Source organism: Amycolatopsis anabasis (genome assembly GCF_009765355.1).
In the GTDB taxonomy this organism is placed as follows: Bacteria; Actinomycetota; Actinomycetes; order Mycobacteriales; family Pseudonocardiaceae; genus Amycolatopsis; species Amycolatopsis anabasis.
Genome location: NZ_VTHK01000003.1, coordinates 245970 through 264665 on the forward strand (window position 1 = coordinate 245970; position 18696 = coordinate 264665).

An 18696-nucleotide genomic window follows, 5' to 3' on the forward strand; every position below is an offset into this window, starting at 1 on the left:
GGAGGTGTCTCCCGCCCAGGTGGCTGGGTCATTGGACGACGTCGTCCACCGAGGGCGACTCGTTGCGGGACAGGTTGATGCCGAGGTTCGCGGCGGCGCGTTCGAGGTCCTCGTCGTCGGAGTCGCGCATCTCGATCGCCGCACCGTCGGAGGACAGGACCTCCACGTTGAGGCAGAGCGACTGCAACTCCTTCAACAGCACCTTGAACGACTCCGGGATCCCCGGGTCCGGGATGTTCTCGCCCTTGACGATGGCCTCGTAGACCTTCACCCGGCCGACCACATCGTCCGACTTGATCGTCAGCAGCTCCTGCAGCGTGTACGCCGCGCCGTAGGCCTGCATCGCCCAGCACTCCATCTCACCGAAGCGCTGGCCACCGAACTGCGCCTTACCGCCCAGCGGCTGCTGGGTGATCATCGAGTACGGGCCGGTGGACCGGGCGTGGATCTTGTCGTCCACCAGGTGGTGCAGCTTCAGGATGTACATGTAGCCGACCGACACCGGGTACGGGAACGGCTCGCCGGAGCGGCCGTCCAGCAGGGTCGCCTTGCCGTCCGGCTGCACCATGCGGTCGCCGTCGCGGTTCGGCTTGGTGGAGGCCAGCAGCCCGGTCAGCTCCTCCTCCTTGGCACCGTCGAACACCGGGGTCGCGGTGTTGGTGCCCGGGTCGACGTCGTAGAGCTCGTCGGAGAGGTTCTTCGCCCACTCCGGGTTGCCCTCGACCTTCCACCCCTGGGAGGCGAGCCAGCCGAGGTGCAGTTCCAGCACCTGGCCGATGTTCATCCGTCGCGGCACACCGTGCGTGTTCAGCACCACGTCGACCGGGGTGCCGTCCTCGAGGAACGGCATGTCCTCGACCGGCAGGATCTTGCCGATGACGCCCTTGTTGCCGTGCCGGCCGGCGAGCTTGTCGCCGTCCTGGATCTTCCGCTTCTGGGCCACGTAGACGCGGACCAGCTCGTTCACGCCCGGAGGCAGCTCGTCGTCGTCCTCGCGGGAGAACACCCGGATGCCGATGACCTTGCCGGTCTCGCCGTGCGGCACTTTCAGCGAAGTGTCGCGGACCTCGCGGGCCTTCTCGCCGAAGATCGCGCGGAGCAGGCGCTCCTCCGGGGTCAGCTCGGTCTCGCCCTTGGGCGTGACCTTCCCGACCAGGATGTCGCCGTCGCGGACCTCGGCGCCGATCCGGATGATGCCGCGCTCGTCGAGGTCGGCGAGCACCTCCTCGGAGACGTTCGGGATGTCCCGCGTGATCTCCTCGGCACCCAGTTTGGTGTCGCGGGCGTCGATCTCGTGCTCCTCGATGTGGATCGAGGTGAGCACGTCGTCCTGGACCAGCCGCTGGCTCAGGATGATCGCGTCCTCGTAGTTGTGGCCTTCCCACGGCATGACCGCGACGAGCAGGTTCTTGCCGAGCGCCATCTCACCGTTCTCGGTGGACGGCCCATCCGCGATGACCTGGCCCTTCTCCACCCGGTCGCCCTCGGAGACGATCGGCCGGTGGTTGAAGCAGGTGCCGTGGTTGGAGCGGCGGAACTTGTACAGCCCGTAGCTCTTCCGCGTGCCGTCGTCGTGCATGACGGTGATCAGGTCGGCGGAAAGCTCCTCGACCACACCGGCCTGCTCGGCGACCAGCACGTCCCCGGCGTCGACCGCGGCCCGCAGCTCCACCCCGGTGCCCACCAGCGGGGCCTCGTTGCGCAGCAGCGGCACGGCCTGGCGCTGCATGTTCGCGCCCATCAGCGCGCGGTTCGCGTCGTCGTGCTCGAGGAACGGGATCATCGCGGTCGCGACCGACACCATCTGGCGCGGCGACACGTCCATGTAGTCCACGTCCATCGGGTCGATCAGCTCGACCTCGCCGCCCTTCTTCCGGACCAGCACGCGGTCCTCGGCGAAGTGGCCGTCGCCGGTGAGCGGCGCGTTGGCCTGCGCCTTCACGAACCGGTCTTCCTCGTCCGCGGTGAGGTAGTCGACCTGGTCGGTGACCCGGCCCTCGACGACCTTGCGGTACGGCGTCTCGATGAAGCCGAACGGGTTGACCCGCGCGTAGGAGCACAGCGAGCCGATCAGGCCGATGTTCGGGCCTTCCGGCGTCTCGATCGGGCACATCCGGCCGTAGTGCGACGGGTGGACGTCCCGGACCTCCATCCCGGCGCGCTCGCGGGACAGACCGCCGGGGCCGAGCGCCGAGAGGCGGCGCTTGTGGGTCAGCCCGGACAGCGGGTTGTTCTGGTCCATGAACTGCGACAGCTGCGAGGTGCCGAAGAACTCCTTGATCGCCGCCACCACCGGGCGGATGTTGATCAGGGTCTGCGGAGTGATCGCCTCGACGTCCTGGGTGGTCATCCGCTCGCGGACCACGCGCTCCATCCGGGACAGGCCGACCCGGATCTGGTTCTGGATCAGCTCGCCGACGGTGCGCAGGCGGCGGTTGCCGAAGTGGTCGATGTCGTCGGTCTCGATCGGGACCTCGGTCTCGCCACTGGTCATCTTGTCCTCGCCGGCGTGCAGCCGGACCAGGTACTCGATGGTGGTGACGATGTCCTCTTCGGTCAGCGTGCCGGTGTCGTACGCGGTCGACAGGCCCAGCTTCTTGTTGACCTTGTAGCGGCCGACCTTGGCCAGGTCGTAGCGCTTGTCCTTGAAGAACAGGTTCTCCAGGAGGGTCTGCGCGCTCTCCTTCGTCGGCGGCTCACCCGGGCGCAGCTTGCGGTAGATGTCCAGCAGCGCCTCGTCGGTGCCCGCGGTGTGGTCCTTCTCCAGGGTGGCCAGCAGCGTCTCGGAGAAGGAGAAGCGCTCCCGGATCGCCTCGGTGGTCCAGCCCAGCGCCTTCAGCAGCACGGTGACCGGCTGGCGGCGCTTGCGGTCGATGCGCACGCCGACGGTGTCGCGCTTGTCGACGTCGAACTCCAGCCAGGCGCCGCGGCTCGGGATGATCCGGACGCTGAAGACGTCCTTGTCGGTGGTCTTGTCGACGTCCTGGGAGAAGTACACGCCGGGCGAGCGGACCAGCTGGGACACCACGACACGCTCGGTGCCGTTGATCACGAAGGTGCCCTTGTCGGTCATCACCGGGAAGTCGCCCATGAAGACCGTCTGGCTCTTGATCTCGCCAGTGTTGTTGTTGACGAACTCGGCGGTCACGAACAGCGGGGCCGCGTACGTCATGTCCTTGTCCTTGCACTCCTCCACGGAGGCCTTGACCTCGTCGAAGCGCGGGTCCGAGAAGGACAGGGACATGGAGCCGGAGAAGTCCTCGATCGGGGAGATCTCGTTGAGGACCTCTTCGAGGCCGCCGACCGGGTTCTCTTCACCTTCGTTGACGCGGCGTTCGAACCACGCCTCGTCGCCGGTGAACCATTCGAACGAGCGGATCTGTACGTCGAGCAGGTTGGGAGTGCTCAGGGGTTCGCGAATCTTCGCAAAAGAGACACGCTTGGGTGCTCCAGGAATTCCCGTTGACTCCGTAGCCGTGGTGGTCGCAGCAGTGGCCTGGTTCGCGGGAGAGACTGCCAAGATGCGTCCTTCCGGGGACAATGAGCGGTGAGCAGCCGCGTTAGCAACTACCAAAGCGACTGTCAAGGGTGCGGTGGTGCCAACCATCCTAGCTACCGGTTCCGGGCAGCCTGAAAGAGGGCAGCGCAAAGAAGCAGTCTAGCCCGCAAAACGCGCCCTGTCGAGGGGGCTCGCCAGACGGGGCCCGACCTCGATCGCTGCGTCTTCAGGTATGCCTCCCGGCGAGCCCTCCCGCAGGGCGATCGCCGTTGGGAGTAAGCCTGACCCGAGCGGGTCCCGGAGTCAAGATGCCACGCCCCCTTCCCGCCGGTTGGCGGAGCGTTCGCGCGCTTGTGCACAGCGTCACAAGCGTTCTACGACGCGGTGACCGCCTCCGGCCGCAGCGGCACCACGATCTGGCTGTGCAGCCAGTCGCGGTGGCCCTGCCACTGGGCGAGCGTCTCGTCGTCCGGGCAGGTCAGCCCGTCCACGGCCTCGCCGTAGCGCCAGGAGCGCAGCCAGGCGTCCAGGGCGACGCACAGATCGAGCGCGACGGTGCCCCACAGGAACCGGTCCGGCCAGCCGTGCAGGACGACCACGCCGCCTTCGTCGGGCAGGGCGCCGAGGAGGCTGTCCAGGTGGTTGCGGACCGGGAGCAGGACCTCGAGCTCGGGCAGGTGCGGCATGGATTCGGCCATCCGCCGCACCCACAGCACGGCGTCCAATCGACGGTCCAGGCGGCCCAGCGCGGAGCCCGCCGCGTGCTCGTCGAGCCGTCGCTGCGCCAGCCGGTGCAGGCCGGTGACGGTGGTCCGGAAGAGGCCGAGGTAGCCGGGGTGGAAGACGCCGATCCAGTCCTCCCCGCGACGATCCCAGCTGACCGCGCCTTGGAACGGATTGCCCACCTGGCCCCTCCTCGTCACCGGGTCACCGCAGGCGCTCCTGCTTGCCTAGAGCTTGCCAGTGTTCGCCTCGATCGACCCGGTGACGAGATTCCGGTCACCGCGCGTGTCGCAGCCCCGCGCCGAGTTCGTAGGTCTTGCCGACCACGAGGTCGAACCGGGCGGGCGCGATGTTCACGTACCGCTCCCCGCCAGGCTGCTCGGTGAACGAGAAGAGCCAGCGCCCGGCCTCGGTGTCCAGGTAGGTGCACGAGGAACCGCGGCTGGTCCGGTGCGCGCCCAGGCCGTCCCGCACGCCCGCGGACACCTGGCCGCCGCCGTGCCGGGGCAGGTCGAGCAGGTCCAGCACCCGCCGCACCTCCCGGCTCACCGGTTTGCCCGCCACCGCGCCGCGCAGCTCCCGCTCCGGGACCGAATGGGACACGCCCTGCCCGGGACGGAACTCGGGCAGCTCGGCCACCAGCTCCTCGACGAGCGCCTCGGAGCGGGCCGATCGCAGCAGCACGTTCCCGCTGGCGGGCACGTAACAGGCGAAGATCGCGTCCTGGCCGCTGGCGGCGGCGTGCAGGCGGTATTCGTTGTTGTCACTTTCGACATACGCGAAGAACTCGGTGCCACCCCGGCAGAGCACCGAAAGGGCCTCGGTGAACTCCTCGGCGGGCGAGGCGCCGCGGAGCAGGCCGTGCTCGGCGAGCTCGGCCCGGGCGCGTTCGTCCCGGGTGCGCAGCTCTTCGCCGCTGCGCCAGATCGGCTCCGGCGCGAGCGTCGGCGGGAGCGTGACCCGGATCCAGTTCGCGACGACGTCGAGGCAGTCCTGGGAGAGGACGACCTCGCGGTTCAGCAGCCGCAAGGCGAGCCCCCTCTACAGCCCGATGACCGGTGGCGTGGTCCGCTCGTCGGAACCGAAGACCTCGTCGGGATCGGCTTCGAGCAGGTACTCGGGACGCTGGTGCTCGTCGTCCTCGCCGCCCTGGCCACCCCGGCCCGCGCCCATACCGCCCATCCCGGCCGGGCCGCCGCCGCGACCGGCCGCTCCGGCGGCGGGGCCGCCCCGGACCGGACCGCCCTCGGCATGCGGCGCCGCGGCGCCGACCCCGCGGCCCGCGCCCGGCTGGCCCGAACCCGGCTGCCCGGCGCCGGGTCCACCGGAACCGGAGCCACCGGGACCGAAGCCGCCCGAGCCGTACCGTCCGGATCCCGGGCTGTTGGGTCCCGATCCGCCCGGGCCGAATCCGGGACCGAACGGGGCGAGGCCCGGGTAGCCGGGCCCCTGGCCGGGCGGGTTGTACGGGGGATTCGCGTAGACCGGCGGCTGTGGGGTCGGGGTCGGCGGCGGCAGGGTGCCGACGTTCGACGGGGTGGTGCCGGCGGGCGGGTGCTGCGTCCCGGGCCCACCGGGATGCTGCGGCGTGCCGGAGGGATGCGTCTGCGGCGGCGGGCTGATCGGGTTCGACGGGCCCCCGGTGTCCGAAGGCGTGTACTGGCGGCCGCCGTGGCCACCGGTGCCGGAGGTGTCCGGCGGGGTGTTCACGTGCGTGCCGGGACCGGTCTCCGGGTTCTTCACCGCGACGTCGGCACCGCCGGGAGGCAGCCCGAGCTGCCCGTAGTCGGTGGGCCAGCGACCGGAGTTGTCCATGCTCTGGTCGTTGTAGACGTTGTAGCCGTCGACGACCTTCTGCGCCTTCTCATTCCACTTGTCGATTTCCTCGTCACGATCGGTGAAAATCGGCATGTAGTCGCTGGCGAAGGTCGACTCGGGTTTCTTACCCGGGTCGTTCTCCTCGACCTTGATCTTCAGATCGCTGAACGAACTGCCCTGCCCGACATAAAGCTCGTGGGCCTTCGACATGTGTTCGCCGCTCACCTTGGAGGCCTCGACGAGCGGCCCGGCACCAGCCCGCGCCTGCTCGGAGGCGGGTCCTTCCCAGAATCCCTCCATCTTGCCCTGCAGGCGGAGCATGTCGTCGGCGATCTCCTGGTGCAGCTTCGCCGCCTCTGCCGAGGAGATTCCGCTGCTGTACAAGGCTTTCGGTCCCGAGCCGCCCCGGATCAGCTCCACGATCTTCGGTGCGTCGTAGGCCATCACGCACCTCCCTTGATCGTGGTCACCGCGGTCTCGGCCGCTTTGAGGACGACCTGGCAGGACTGTGCGCCGCGCTGCGAACCGAGGGTCGATACAACCGACATCGCCAGGTCGTTCCGCACCCCGACGGAGAGCGTGCAGGTTCCCTGCGCACGCACATCACCAAGCGCGCCGAAAGCACCGGGATAACCCGCCACACTCGCGACCGGTTCGAAATAGCTCACCCGGCCCGCCTTGTGTTGGGAGTAGAGATTGCGCAGCCCATTGGGGATGAAACCGATATTGATCCCAAATCCACTCGGGTCCTGCCACTGACAACTCGGTCCGCCTTGAGCGTTGTCCGGCGTGCTCTTGACCAACCCCGCGATCTCCTGCGCCTGGGCGCTGGTCAACAGGCTGCAAGGGTCCTGCTCGAACCGCGCGGTATCCAGGGGTGTCTCCACCGGGGGAACGCCAGTGCCGGGGTCGGCACCGGAAGACTGTCCGGCCGGGGACGCGGGCGACGGCGTCCCGTCCTTGGTGTCGGAGCACCCGGCCAGCACCACGCCTACCGCGGCGAGCGCAGCCAACGTACGCAATCGGATCACGCCCCTTGCCCCGCCTTCCGTATCCCGTCCCTGGCGGCCGCGTTCTGCTTCTCGGTCGCGTCGATCATCGCCTTCAGCGTCTCGGCGTATCGCGCGGCGTACTCGAACTGCTGGGCCAGGCTCTGCCGGTAAACCTGCGCGTGCGCGAGCGCGGCGTCGGCCTGACGTGTACTGGCATCGTCGTCCGCGGGCGCCAGATTCATCTGGGCCCCTGCCTGGGTCTTCGTGTTCAGGGTCTGGAGCTTGTCGCGGAGGGCTTCCCACTGGGGGAGGATGGCGCGCATCTCGTCGACGTCCATCTTGTAGCCGCCGGTCAGCGGTGGGGGTGGCGGCGGTTCGTGGCCCGGCGCGTAGCACACCGTCGCGGGTGGGATGTAGCCCTGCGGCGGCGGTGGGGGCGGGGTGCCCTGGGTGACCGTCACCGGGCCGGTGGCCGGCAGCGGCAGTGGTGGCGCGCCGGGTGGTGGCGCGCTCGGCATGCGGGTGACGTCCGCGGGATTCCACGACGTGTTCGACCCGTCGGGCATGATCGACAACCCCCTGGCGTGTGCTCAGCGGCCCCTGCCCCGTGATCGCACAGGGCGAAACAACCGTACTACGACGGCAGGAAGGCCCGGCAGGGATCCGGGGGTAGCCCTACGACCACCCGGAGGAGTGAACCCGGTCGGTCGGGGCTACTTGCTCGGCGGCGGCTGGTTGCCCCCGGGCAGGGACGGGGCCGGTTGCTGTCCGCTCGCCGCGGGCTGGGAGCTGTTGTAGGCGTCCATGTCGGTCACCTTCCACTTCCCGTCCCGCAGTTCCGTGGTCACCGACAGCTGCGATCCGCCCGCCGACTTCTCGTTCTTGTCGGTCCGGATCGACGTCTGGTCGACGAACACCAGCACCTTCGCCCGGTCACCGTCGAGCAGGATCACCGCGCTGCGGGTGACCTTGCAGGTGACCACCATCTTCTGCTCCGGCGCCAGCCGTTTGACCTCGGCGAACTCCTTGTTGTACTTGTCCCGCACGGTGTCGGTGACCAGCAGGTCCTTCGCCGCGTTCTCGGTCTTGGCGATGTCGTTGTAGTTGTACGAGAACAACGCCTCGACCGCGCTGTTGACCTCCTGCTTCACCTGCGCGGTCTTCGCCATGTCCAGCAGCGCGGTGTTGCTGGTCGCCGAGTCCAGCTCGTTCTGCTTGATCTTGGCGAACACCGCGAACCCGGTGAGCAGCAGCCCGACCAGCACCAGCGCCCCGGCCAGGAGGAACTTCTTCCGGCGTTTCGCGGCGGCCGCGGCCTGCTCCGGGTCCCGCGGCGCGGGCTCCGGTTCGCCGGCGGCCTCGGCCTCGCTCTCCGGTTTCCGGGTGCCGCTGTCGCGGGTCTTGGAACGCGGGCTCGGTTTCGGCTTCGGCGCGGGCTTCTCCGCGGGCGCCTCGTCCTCGGCCTCCGGTTCGCCGGTCAGCGCGTCGACCCGGGTCGCCTCGCCCGGTTCGGCGGCAGCGGGCTCGGGCTCGGGCGGAGCCTCCGGAGCCGCGGTGGCTTCCGGCTCTGCCGGGGTGTCCGTGGTCTCCGGTTCGGCGGCTTCCGCACGCGGGCGCGGGCTGGGGCTCGGCCGCGTGCCGGCGGTGGGTTTGCGCAGGCCCGCCACCTTCGGCTTGCGGGCCGGTGGCGGCGTGACTGGCTTGCGGCGAGAAGGTGGCAACGCTTTGACTCCGTTTCTACTGTCCCGAGCTGACGACCGGCACCGGGTCGATCCCGGACAGCTTCCAGACCTGCTCGCCGTTCTGGTCCTGCCTGGTCATCTGCACCTCGACCCGCATCGGCTTCACCGCGGACTTGTCGCCCTGTTTGACCTCGACCTGGACGGCGGCCAGGAAACGCGCCTTACCCTCATCGGTGTTCAGCTCGTCGACCGCGATGTCCAGGACCTTCGTGGTGGTGACCGTTTTGGCCTCGACCATCGTCTTCTTGTTCGCGTCCCGGCCGGCGGCGATCTGGTCGCCGACCTCCTTCGTCGACGCCGCGATGGCGCGGTCGAAGTACTGGTCCGGCTTGGTGTAGTCCAGCTCGGTGAAGTCCCGCACCGCGGCGCTGCCGACCCGCACCACGTCCTCGCGGGCGGCCGCGCGGTCGGCGTTGTCGTCCCCGGCGGCGATCCACCACAGGATGCCGAACACCGCGGCGGCCAGGAACGCGGCGATCGCGAACGCGGCGGCGCCCAGGACCAGCTGGTGCGGCAGCCGCGACTCGGCGGGTTTCGACTCGGCCTCGGCCGTTCCGGGTTCCCCGGGCTCGGTGGTCTCCGGTTCGGCGCCGGCGGACTCGGTGGCGACCGGTTCCGCGGACTTGTCTTGCGCGGGCACGGTCTCGTCCACCTCGTCGGAACTCATAACACTCCAGAGTAGGTAACGGATGTCATATCGCTGTCAGCGCCCCTCATCAGGGCAAACCGAGCAGCTGACCGAGGCCGTTCACGGTCAGCGCCGGACCGCCCGCGACGCCCGGCACCCCGCGCGTCGCCCGGTTGCTGGCCAGTTCCTCGGCGGGCCGGTTCTTGTTCGCCGCGACCTCCTCGGAGGTCGGGATCTGCGGGACGCCGTTGTACGGCGCGTTCTGCGCCCCGCGGACGTTGATCGGGCTGCCCTTCGGCTCGGCGCAGTAGGAATCCGACTTCGCGGGCCGCTCGGCCAGGTTCTTGTCGCCGTTGCCGCCGCGGTACTCGTCCCAGCCGCGGTAGCCCTTGGTGCACGGGGGCGGGTCGAACAGGTTGAGCGCGAGGCCGAGGTGCGCGGTGCCGTCGCCGGGCGCCACGGTGGCCGCGCCGACGCCGAGGATCGGATAGGTGACCAGCACCTGCTCCAGGCCGTCGAGCCGGGTGGACAGCAGGTTCGACGTGGTGAGCAGGTTGGCGAAGGTCGCGGACAGGCCGGGCCCGGATTCGGCGAGGACCCCGCTGACCTGCTGCGCGACCTGCGGGGTCACGTCGATCAGGCGGCGGATGTCGCCGTCGGAGCCCTTCAGCGTCGAGCTGAGCTTGTTCAGGTCGTCGCTGAACGATTTGAGCGCCCCGGCCTGGTCGTTCTGGGTGTCCAGCACCTTCGCGCCCTGGTCGAGCAGCTGCACGGTCTGCGGCAGGTAGTCCCGCGCGGTCTTGGTGAAATCGCGTGCGGTGTCCATCAGCGTCTGCAGGTCCGGGCCGGTGCCGTTGAACGCCTGGTACGCCTCGTCGACCACGGTCCGCAGCGAGTCGGTCGGCACCGAGGTGGCCAGGCTGTCCAGATCGCTCACCAGCTTGTCCGTGCTGACCGGGGTCTTGGTGCGGTCCGCGGTGATGATCGCGCCGTCGGTGAGCGTCGGCCCGCCCGCCTTGGTGGGCCGCAGGTCGACGTACTGCTCCCCGACCGCCGACCGGTTGGCGACGATGGCCTGCAGGTCCGCGGGCACCGGCGGGGCGTCCGGATCGATGTTCAGTTCGGCTTCCAGCCCGGTCGTGGTCAGCTTCAGCTGGCCGACCTTGCCGATGTTGAAGCCGCGGTAGGTCACCTCGGCCCCGGTGAAGATGCCGCCGGATTCGGCGAGCTGCAGCCGGACCAGGTAACCCTTGTCGCCGAAGACCTGGCCGAGCCCGGCGAACCGGATCAGCGCGTACACCACGGCGACCACCGCGATCACGGCGAACGCGAGCAGCTGGAACTTCGTCCTCCGCACCAGCATCAGCCGGCACCTCCTGCCAGCACGTCGAAGATGCCCGCGGCCCCGGTCCGCTGCTGTTGCTGCTGCGGCACGCCGCCGCCCTGGCCGCCCTGCGGCGAAGCCTGGGTGGACGGGGACTGCGGCAGCGGGAGCGGGGGCGGCGAACCGGGCTGGGTGCCCGTCTGGCCGCCGGTGAGGCCCGGGATCGGCAGCAGGCCGTTGAGCGGGTTCTGCCGGCTGCGGCCCAGGTTCGCCATGATCTCGCCGAGGTTCAGGTCGATCTTGGCGAACAGGTTGAAGTAGTCGCCCTTGACCCCGTCGATCGCGGCGTCGTTGAACGGGAAGGTGAGCAGCACCTCGAGCGACTTGGGCAGATCGGCCCCGGCCTCGCCGAGCTTCCGCAAGGTGGGCAGCAGCGCCTTGAGGTCGGCGACCAGGTCCGCCTTGCTCCGGTTGATCGTGTCGGTCGCGACGCCGGACAGGTTCTGCAGCGCCTGCAGCATGGTGACCAGCTGGCCGCGCTGCTGCTCCAGCACGCCGAGTCCCGGGGCGAGGTGGTCGAGCGCGTTGCCGATCTGCTGCTTCTGCCCGTTGAGCGTGGAGGTCAGCCGGTTCAGCCCGTCCAGGGCCCGGGTGATGTCCGAGGACTGCTTGTCCAAATTGGACACGAGCGAGTTGGCGTTGTCCAGCAGGTGCTTGATGTCCGGCTCGCGGCCCTGGGTGGCGGCGTTGAGTTCCTTGGTGATGGTGTTGAGCTGCTCGACGCCGCCGCCGTTGAGCAGCATGGACAGCGCACCGAGCACCTCCTCCACCTCGACGCTGCGGTTGGTGCGCTGCAACGGGATCACCGCGCCGTCGGCGAGCTGCCCCTGCGCCTGCTCGGGGCCCGGGCTGGCCAGTTCGACGTACTTCTCCCCCAGCAGGCTGGACTGCTTCACGTTCGCCAGCGCGTTCGCGGGGAGTTTGACGTTGCCGTTGACCCGCACGGTCACCTCGGCGTTCCAGCCGTCCTTGGTCAGCCCGATCGCCTCGACCCGGCCGATCGGCACCTCGTTGACCTTGACCCCGGCCTGCGGCACCAGGTCCAGCACGTCCCGGAACTGGACCTTCACCGTGTACGGGTGGTCGCCGAGGTCGGCCCCGCCGGGCAGCGGGATGTCGTAGATGCCGTTGAACGAGGAGCAGCCCGCGAGCACCGCGGTACACGCCGCGACCGCACCGGCCAGCACCCAACGGGAGCGCATCACTTACCTCCCAAGGCCGACGGCGAACCGTAGAGCTGGCCGACGATCGGCAGCGGCAGCGGCGGCAGCTGGCCGGTGTTGAGGCCGTTGATGATCTGCGCGAAGGACGGCAGCGGCACCAGGCCGTCCACCACCGGCGCCACCTTGGCGCAGATGTCCCCGAGGAACTTCAACGCCTCGGGCGCCTGCTTGAGGAAACCGCAGAGCATCGCGACCGGCGGCTGGGTCAGCTCGTTGAGGATCGGGCGCGCGTCCAGCGTGCCGGACGAGGCGTTGTAGGTGTTCATCAGGTTGCTCAGGGCCAGCGGCGCCACGTCCAGGCTTTCGGCGAGCGCGCCGCGCTGGTCCACCAGCACCTTGGTGACGCTGGCCAGCTTGTCCACATTGGACTTGACCCGGCCGCGGTTCTTCTCGATGAAGCCCTGCACCGAGTTCAGCGTGGTGCCCAGCTGCTTGACCGTCTCGGCGAGGTTGCCGCGTTCCCCGGCGAGGAAATCGCTGACGTCGGCGAGCTGCTGCTCGAACTGGCGGATCTGGCCGTCGCTGTTGGCCAGCGTGGTGGAGAACGAGGCCAGGTTCTCGACGGTCTTGAACAGATCGTCCTTGTTGTTGGACAGCGTGCCCGCGGCCTCGCCGAGGCGGGTGATCGTGTCGTGCAGCGCCTGCCCGTTGCCCTGGAAGTTCTTCGCGGTCGTGTCGAGCAGGTTCGACAGCGAGCCGTTCTTGTTGGCCCCCTTGGGACCCAGCGCCTCGCTGACCCGGGACAGGCTCTTGTACAGGTCGTCGGTTTCCAGCGGGACCTCGGTGCGGTCCAGCGGGATGACCGCGCCGTCGGCGATCGTCGGGCCGCCCTGGTAGGCGGGCGCGAGCTGCACGTACCGGTCGCTGACCAGGGACGGCGCGACGATGACCGCCTTCGCGTCGGCGGGCACCTGGTACTTGCGGTCGTACTCCAGCTCGACCTTCACCCGGTCGCCCTGCGGTTCGACCTTGGTCACCGTGCCGGTCTCCACGCCGAGCATCCGCACGCTGTTGCCCTCGTACAGGCCAACGGCGCCGCTGAAGTACGCGGTCAGGTGGTTCTTGTTCGCGTCGCGCAGGGTCCACCAGAGCGCGCCCGCGACGACCAGCGCCAGGACGACCGCCACGCTGGCCCACTTCAGGAGGTTCTGTCCGAGCCGGGTGTCACTCATTTCTGGAAACACCCCTCTTCGTTGATCGGGCCGGCCGAGGGCAGCAGGAGACCGCAGATGTAGTTGTCGAACCAGCGCCCGCTGCCGACGGTGTTGGTGAACACCCGGATGAACGACGCGAACTTCGGGATGCCCTCGGCGAGCGAATCCTGGTTGCGCTGCAGCATCGAGGTGAGCTGGTCGAGGTTGGCCAGCACCGGCTGGAGCTGCTTGTCGTTGTCGTCGACGAGGCCCTGCAGTTCGGTGGCCAGCGTCCGGGAGCCGTTCAGCAGCGCGTCGATCGCGGTCTTGCGGCGGGACACCTCGTCGAGCAGCTTGTTGCCGTCGGCCAGGAGCTTGGTGACCTCCTGGTCGCGGTCCACCAGGGTCTGGCTGACCTGCTTGGTGCTGGCCAGCAGGGTGGCCAGCTGGTTGTCCCGTTTGGAGATCGTGTCGGAGAGCTGGGACAGGCCGTTCAGGGCGCCGTGCAGCTCGTCCGGGGTGTCGGCGAAGGTCTCGGACAGCGTGTCGAAGCTCTTCGCCAGCTGGGTGGTGTCGATCTGGTCCACGGTCTGCGACAGCCCGTTGAACGCCTCGATCACGTCGTAGGGCGCCATGGTGCGTTCCCGCGGGATCCCGGCGTCCGGGTTGAGCGCCTGGGTGCCGACCGGGTCCAGCGCGAGGTACTTCTGGCCGAGCACGGTCTTGATCTTGATGGCGGCGGTGGTCTTGTCGCCGAGCCAGACGTCCTTGACCTTGAAGGAAACCTTGACCTTGTCGCCGTCGAGGTCGATGCCGGAGACCTTGCCGACCTTGACCCCGGCCACCCGGACCTCGTCGTCGTCCTTGAGCCCGGCGGCCTCGGAGAACTCGGCGGAGTACGTGGTGCCCGCGCCGATCACCGGGAGGTCCTCGGAGTTCAGCGCGGCCACCAGGCCGAGCACGATCACCGCGATACCGGCGAGGGCGATCGGGACGGGGTTGCGCTGGCTGAAGGACTTCATTTCGTGCACCGCTCCCTGTTCGCGGGGAGCAACGGCAGGTCGATCGGTTTGGTCATGATGCCCGGAATGGTGACGCTCCCGGTCGCTTCGCAGGCGTAGAAGTTGAACCACGAGCCGTAGTCGGCGGTCCGGGTCATCTTCTCCGACTTCTCCGGCAGGAACTTGATGAAGTGCTCGACCAGCGACTCGCTGTCGTTGAGGTTCTTGGTGAGCTTGCCCAGCGCGTCGATGTCCTGCTTCAGCGGTTCGCGGGCCTCGGTGAGCAGGCCGGCGGTCGTGGTGGCCAGGCCGCCCAGCGACTGGATCGCGTCGCCGATCGGCTTGCGGTCCTGGGCGAGGCCGGACACCAGCTGCTGGAGCTTGACGATCAGGTCGTTCAGCTGCGGGGTGCGCGCGTTCACGGTGTCCAGCACGCCGTTGAGGTTGTCGATCACCTGGCCGATCACCTGGTCCTTCTGGGCGATCGTGGTGGTCAGCGAGGCGGTGTGCGCGAGCAGGCTCTCCACCGTGCCGCCCTCGCCCTGCAGGACCTGGATGACCTCGTAGGACAGCTTGTTCACGTCTTCCGGGTTCAGCGCGCGGAAGAGCGGTTTGAACCCGTTGAACAGCTCGGTGAGGTCCAGGGCGGGTTTGGTGCGCTCCAGCGGGATGTTCCCGCCCGCGGGGAGGATCTTGTTCGGGTCGCCGGTGCCCTCGCCGAGCGAGACGTACCGCTGGCCGACCAGGTTGCGGAACTTGATCTGCGCGGTCACCCCGGCCGGGAGCCGGCGCCCGGAGTCCACCCCGAACACGACCTCGGCCTGCCGCTTGTCGACGATCCGGATGTCCTCGACCTGGCCGACCCGGACCCCGGCGATCCGCACGTCGTCGCCGGGCAGCAGCAGGGTCGCGTCCTGGAACCGGGCGGAGTAGCTGTTGGTGTCGCTGGTGTTGATGTTGGCGATGCTGATGCCGAGCACCGTGGTGAACAGCACGGTGACCACGATGAAGATGGTCAGCTTGATCAGCGGCGCGAGCAGGCCCCTCACTTCACCGTCACCTCCGCCCCCCGGTACAGCGGTCCGACCAGCAGGCCGCTCCAGCTCGGCACGTCCCGCGGGTTCATGTCGAGCTGCATGCCCAGCAGCTGCGCGAGCATGGTGTGCTCCGCGGGCGTGTAGGCCGGGTTACCGCTCGGCGCGCCGCCGCCGCTGACCACGCTCTCCGCGTTGTGCGGCGGGAGCAGCCCGTCGTTCATCGAGCGGGCGGCGGGCGGGACCGTGCTGCCGTCCTTCGGCCAGCCGTCCGGCGGGCCCTGCGGGAACGGCATCGGGAACTGCTTCATGTCGTAACACCGCGGGCCGCGCTTGTCCAAGAACTGCGGCTCGTCCAGACCGGGCTTGTACTGGCCCCGGTTGGCGGTGATCTCCAGGGTGGCGTGCAGGCCCTTGCGGTCGGTGCCCTTGCCGAACACGACGTTCAGCTTGTCGTTCAGGTCGGCCATCTGGCCGAGGAAGCACGGGTACTCCGGCGCGTATTTCGCCAGCAGCTCCGCGGTCGGCCGCGAGGTGTGCGCGAGATTGATCAGGTTGCCGGAGTTGGCCTGCAGGAACGAGCGCAGGTCCTGCGAGGCGTTGGTGAGGTTGCCGTACAGGTTCTGCAGGTTCTGCCGCTGGTCCACCACGGTCCGGGTGGTGGTGGTCAGGTTGTCCAGGCTCTGCACCAGATCCGGGGCGGCGGCGTTGAGGTTGTCCGAGAACGTGGCCAGCTCCCGCAGGTTCTCCTGCAGCTTGGGCACGTGCGGGTTCAGTTCGCCGAGGTACTGGCCGAGTTCGGTCAGCGTCTCGCCGAGCGGTTTGCCGCGGCCGCCCAGCGAGGTGGAGATCGCGGTGAGCGTGCTGGACAGCTTCTGCGGCTGCACCGCCTGCAGCACCGGCAGCAGGTGGTCGAGCGCCTTGTCCAGTTCGACCGCCTTGCTGGTGCGGTCCTCCGGGATCACGTCCCCGCTGGTGAGCGTCTTCCCGGACGGCTGCTCCGGGATCTCCAGCGAGACGAACCGTTCCCCGAACAGGGTCTTCGGCAGGAACCGCGCCGAGACGTTCTCCGGGATCAGCTTGGCCGATTCGGGGTCGAGCGCGAGGGTCAGCTCGGAGCCGTCCGCGGTCGCCGAGATGTCCTTGACCGAGCCGACGATCAGGCCGCGCACCTTCACATCGGACTGCCGGATGAGCTGGTTGCCGACGTCGCCCGCCTTCAGCGTGACGGTGACGAACTTGCTGAAGCTCTTGTTGTACAGCGCGATGCTCAGGGCCACGCCGCCCAGGAGGACCACGATCAGCGCCAGGCCGAGCAGCCGGCGGCGCAACGTGGCGACTGCGCCTTTCGTGCTCATCCCGCGATCCTCACCGAAACGTCAGTGCCCCAAATTGCGAAGCCAATGAAGAAGTTCACCACCGCCACCGTGACGATGGTCAGCCGGACCGCCCGTCCGACCGCGATGCCGACACCGGCCGGGCCACCGGAAGCCCGGTAACCGTAATAGCAGTGCGACAGAATGATCAATACGCTGAATATGAGAACTTTTATGAACGAATAGAACACGTCCTGTGGTGGCAGGAACAGGTCGAAATAATGATCGTAGGTGCCCGCGGACTGGTTGTAGATATAGATAACGACCATCCGCGAGGCGAGATACGAGGCCAGCAGGCCGATCACGTAGAGCGGGATGACCGCGACGAATCCGGCGATGATCCGGGTGGTCACCAGGTACGGCAGGCTGGGCACGCCCATCACCTCGAGCGCGTCGATCTCCTCGGAGATCCGCATGGCGCCCAGCTGCGCGGTGAACCCGGCGCCGACCGTCGCCGACAGCGCCAGCCCGGCGACCAGCGGCGCGATCTCGCGGGTGTTGAAGAACGCGGTGAGGAACCCGGTGAACGCCGAGGTGCCGATCGAGTTCAGCGCCGAGTAGCCCTGCAGGCCGACCAGCACACCGGTGAACAGGGTCAGGCCGACCATCACGCCGACCGTGCCGCCGATCACCGCGAGCGAACCGGACCCGAAGCTCACCTCGGCGAGCAGCCGCAGCACCTCCTTGAGGTAGCGGCGCAGCGTGCGCGGGGTCCAGGCGAGCGCCCGCGCGTAGAACGACATCTGGTCGCCGAGCACGTCGAGCGTCTCGAGCGGGCGGTTCGCGATCCGCTTCGCGGACTGGCCGAAGGATGCCATCTCGATTAGCTCAACTTCCCGGGAACGATCTGCAGGTAGATCAGGGTGATGACGAAGTTCACCACGAACAGCAGGAGGAACGTGATGACCACCGACTGGTTGACGGCGTCCCCCACCCCTTTCGGCCCGCCGGCCGGGTGCAGCCCGCGGTACGCGGCCACCACGGCGGCGATGAACCCGAAGATGAGCGCCTTGATCTCGCCGACCCACAGGTCGGGCAGCTGGGCGAGCGCGGAGAAGCTGGCCAGGTAGGCGCCGGGCGTGCCGTCCTGCAGGATCACGTTGAAGAAGTAGCCGCCGAGCACGCCGATGACGCTGACCATGCCGTTGAGCAGCAACGCGACCAGCATCGAGGCGAGCACCCGGGGCACCACCAGCCGTTGCACCGCGGAGACGCCGAGCACCTCCATCGCGTCGATCTCTTCCCGGATCGTCCGGGCGCCGATGTCCGCGCAGATCGCCGAGCCACCGGCCCCGGCGACGAGCAACGCGGTCACCAGCGGGCTGGCCTGCTGCACGGTGGCCAGCACGCTGCCCGCGCCGGTGTAGGACTGCGCGCCGAGCTGGCGGGCCAGCGAACCGAACTGCAGCGAGATGACCGCGCCGAACGGGATCGCGACCAGCGCGGTCGGCAGGATCGTCACGCTGGCGATGAACCAGGACTGCTGGATGAACTCCCGCACCTGGAACGGCCGCTGGAAGAACCCGCGGATGACGTCGAGCCCGAGTGCGAACAGCTTCCCGGTCTCGCGAAGCATGCCAAGCCCGGGAACCTTGGCCGGAGTGGCCGTCGAACTCATGCCCCACCGGCCCCCGGATCACGTGGCCGCATCCGGTGCGAACCGGACGGTCTCTGACTCTCCGGCGGCCGCCAGCCGCCATCGACCGGGACCTGCGCGATCTGGTCGGCGGGCAGCTGGCCCTGGTGCTGGTTGGGCACGGTGCCGTGCTGGGTCCGCGCGCCGACCAGGTGGTGCGCGTGCACGCCGTAGCGCTGCTGCTCCTCCGGCGTGAGCGATTCGATGATGCCCTCCTGCGCGGCGGGCGGCAGCGTGTGCAGGATCTTCATGACCCGGTCCTTGCGGCGCCGCACGGCCTCGCGCTCGGGCAGGCCCGGGGTCGGCTCGATCTGCGGCACGACCCCGCGCACGTCCTCCTGCGGCGAACCGTCGGAGTGCCCCGCGTCGGCGTGCGCCTGCTCGCGGGCCATCTGCGCGGAGTCCTTCTCCTCGGACATGCCGATCGGGCCGAGGCGGCGGCCGTTGAGGAACTGCTCCACCACCGGCTCGTCGCTGGTCAGCAGCACCTCGCGCGGGCCGAACATG

Annotated in this window: 16 protein-coding genes and 1 pseudogene; all 17 read right to left on the reverse strand. The window is 68.9% G+C overall.

Features of this window, described 5'->3' with window-relative positions; genetic code table 11:
• Positions 1-28: 28 nt before the first annotated feature.
• Complete coding sequence (rpoB, locus tag FXO23_RS05315; protein ID WP_158881322.1) at positions 29-3520, reverse strand: DNA-directed RNA polymerase subunit beta; 3492 nt, start codon at positions 3518-3520, stop codon at positions 29-31.
• A gap of 353 nt (positions 3521-3873) precedes the next feature.
• Entirely contained in the window at positions 3874-4404 is a 531-nt protein-coding gene (locus FXO23_RS05320; protein ID WP_158881324.1) for a hypothetical protein, read from the reverse strand.
• A 94-nt stretch (positions 4405-4498) separates the two neighbouring features.
• Positions 4499-5251, reverse strand: a complete 753-nt coding sequence (locus tag FXO23_RS05325; protein ID WP_158881326.1) for an ESX secretion-associated protein EspG — start codon at positions 5249-5251, stop codon at positions 4499-4501.
• Between the two features lie 12 nt (positions 5252-5263).
• Entirely contained in the window at positions 5264-6484 is a 1221-nt protein-coding gene (locus FXO23_RS05330) for a hypothetical protein (protein WP_158881328.1), read from the reverse strand.
• Positions 6484-7071 (reverse strand): DUF3558 domain-containing protein, encoded by a 588-nt coding sequence (locus tag FXO23_RS05335; RefSeq protein ID WP_218951898.1) that lies wholly within the window; start codon positions 7069-7071, stop codon positions 6484-6486. The genes FXO23_RS05330 and FXO23_RS05335 overlap by 1 nt, the downstream gene beginning before the upstream one ends.
• Positions 7068-7598 (reverse strand): PE domain-containing protein, encoded by a 531-nt coding sequence (locus FXO23_RS05340; protein WP_158881332.1) that lies wholly within the window; start codon positions 7596-7598, stop codon positions 7068-7070. Before FXO23_RS05340 ends, FXO23_RS05335 begins: the two co-directional genes overlap by 4 nt.
• A gap of 147 nt (positions 7599-7745) precedes the next feature.
• On the reverse strand, positions 7746-8753 hold the full coding sequence (locus FXO23_RS05345) for a hypothetical protein (RefSeq protein ID WP_158881334.1): 1008 nt from the start codon (positions 8751-8753) through the stop codon (positions 7746-7748).
• A 16-nt stretch (positions 8754-8769) separates the two neighbouring features.
• The gene (locus FXO23_RS05350; RefSeq protein ID WP_246256925.1) at positions 8770-9441 is read right to left on the reverse strand and encodes a hypothetical protein; all 672 of its coding nucleotides are present in this window, start codon (positions 9439-9441) and stop codon (positions 8770-8772) included.
• A 49-nt stretch (positions 9442-9490) separates the two neighbouring features.
• Positions 9491-10765, reverse strand: a complete 1275-nt coding sequence (locus tag FXO23_RS05355; protein WP_158881336.1) for an MCE family protein — start codon at positions 10763-10765, stop codon at positions 9491-9493.
• Positions 10765-11988, reverse strand: coding sequence for an MCE family protein (locus FXO23_RS05360; protein WP_158881338.1), 1224 nt, complete (start codon positions 11986-11988; stop codon positions 10765-10767). Before FXO23_RS05360 ends, FXO23_RS05355 begins: the two co-directional genes overlap by 1 nt.
• Positions 11988-13181, reverse strand: a complete 1194-nt coding sequence (locus tag FXO23_RS05365; protein ID WP_158881340.1) for an MCE family protein — start codon at positions 13179-13181, stop codon at positions 11988-11990. The genes FXO23_RS05360 and FXO23_RS05365 overlap by 1 nt, the downstream gene beginning before the upstream one ends.
• Complete coding sequence (locus tag FXO23_RS05370) at positions 13178-14164, reverse strand: MCE family protein (RefSeq protein WP_158881342.1); 987 nt, start codon at positions 14162-14164, stop codon at positions 13178-13180. Before FXO23_RS05370 ends, FXO23_RS05365 begins: the two co-directional genes overlap by 4 nt.
• Positions 14161-15192: an MCE family protein gene (locus FXO23_RS05375; protein WP_158881344.1), complete on the reverse strand. Its 1032-nt coding sequence runs from the start codon at positions 15190-15192 to the stop codon at positions 14161-14163. Before FXO23_RS05375 ends, FXO23_RS05370 begins: the two co-directional genes overlap by 4 nt.
• Positions 15189-16535, reverse strand: coding sequence for an MCE family protein (locus tag FXO23_RS05380; RefSeq protein ID WP_158881346.1), 1347 nt, complete (start codon positions 16533-16535; stop codon positions 15189-15191). Before FXO23_RS05380 ends, FXO23_RS05375 begins: the two co-directional genes overlap by 4 nt.
• The gene (locus FXO23_RS05385; protein WP_158881348.1) at positions 16532-17371 is read right to left on the reverse strand and encodes an MlaE family ABC transporter permease; all 840 of its coding nucleotides are present in this window, start codon (positions 17369-17371) and stop codon (positions 16532-16534) included. Before FXO23_RS05385 ends, FXO23_RS05380 begins: the two co-directional genes overlap by 4 nt.
• Before the next feature lie 5 nt (positions 17372-17376).
• Complete coding sequence (locus FXO23_RS05390) at positions 17377-18129, reverse strand: MlaE family ABC transporter permease (RefSeq protein WP_158881350.1); 753 nt, start codon at positions 18127-18129, stop codon at positions 17377-17379.
• 38 nt (positions 18130-18167) lie between these two features.
• Positions 18168-18696: pseudogene (locus FXO23_RS51445) on the reverse strand (ABC transporter ATP-binding protein); the annotation flags it as partial.

Coding starts and splice junctions, on each gene's coding strand:
- FXO23_RS05360 (WP_158881338.1), bottom strand. CDS start 11,988: ATGCGCTCCCGTTGGGTGCTGGCCGGTGCGGTCGCGGCGTGTACCGCG.
- FXO23_RS05390 (WP_158881350.1), bottom strand. CDS start 18,129: ATGCTTCGCGAGACCGGGAAGCTGTTCGCACTCGGGCTCGACGTCATC.
- FXO23_RS05365 (WP_158881340.1), bottom strand. CDS start 13,181: ATGAGTGACACCCGGCTCGGACAGAACCTCCTGAAGTGGGCCAGCGTG.
- FXO23_RS05380 (WP_158881346.1), bottom strand. CDS start 16,535: ATGAGCACGAAAGGCGCAGTCGCCACGTTGCGCCGCCGGCTGCTCGGC.
- FXO23_RS05330 (WP_158881328.1), bottom strand. CDS start 6,484: ATGGCCTACGACGCACCGAAGATCGTGGAGCTGATCCGGGGCGGCTCG.
- FXO23_RS05385 (WP_158881348.1), bottom strand. CDS start 17,371: ATGGCATCCTTCGGCCAGTCCGCGAAGCGGATCGCGAACCGCCCGCTC.
- FXO23_RS05350 (WP_246256925.1), bottom strand. CDS start 9,441: ATGAGTTCCGACGAGGTGGACGAGACCGTGCCCGCGCAAGACAAGTCC.
- FXO23_RS05355 (WP_158881336.1), bottom strand. CDS start 10,765: ATGCTGGTGCGGAGGACGAAGTTCCAGCTGCTCGCGTTCGCCGTGATC.
- FXO23_RS05340 (WP_158881332.1), bottom strand. CDS start 7,598: ATGCCCGACGGGTCGAACACGTCGTGGAATCCCGCGGACGTCACCCGC.
- FXO23_RS05370 (WP_158881342.1), bottom strand. CDS start 14,164: ATGAAGTCCTTCAGCCAGCGCAACCCCGTCCCGATCGCCCTCGCCGGT.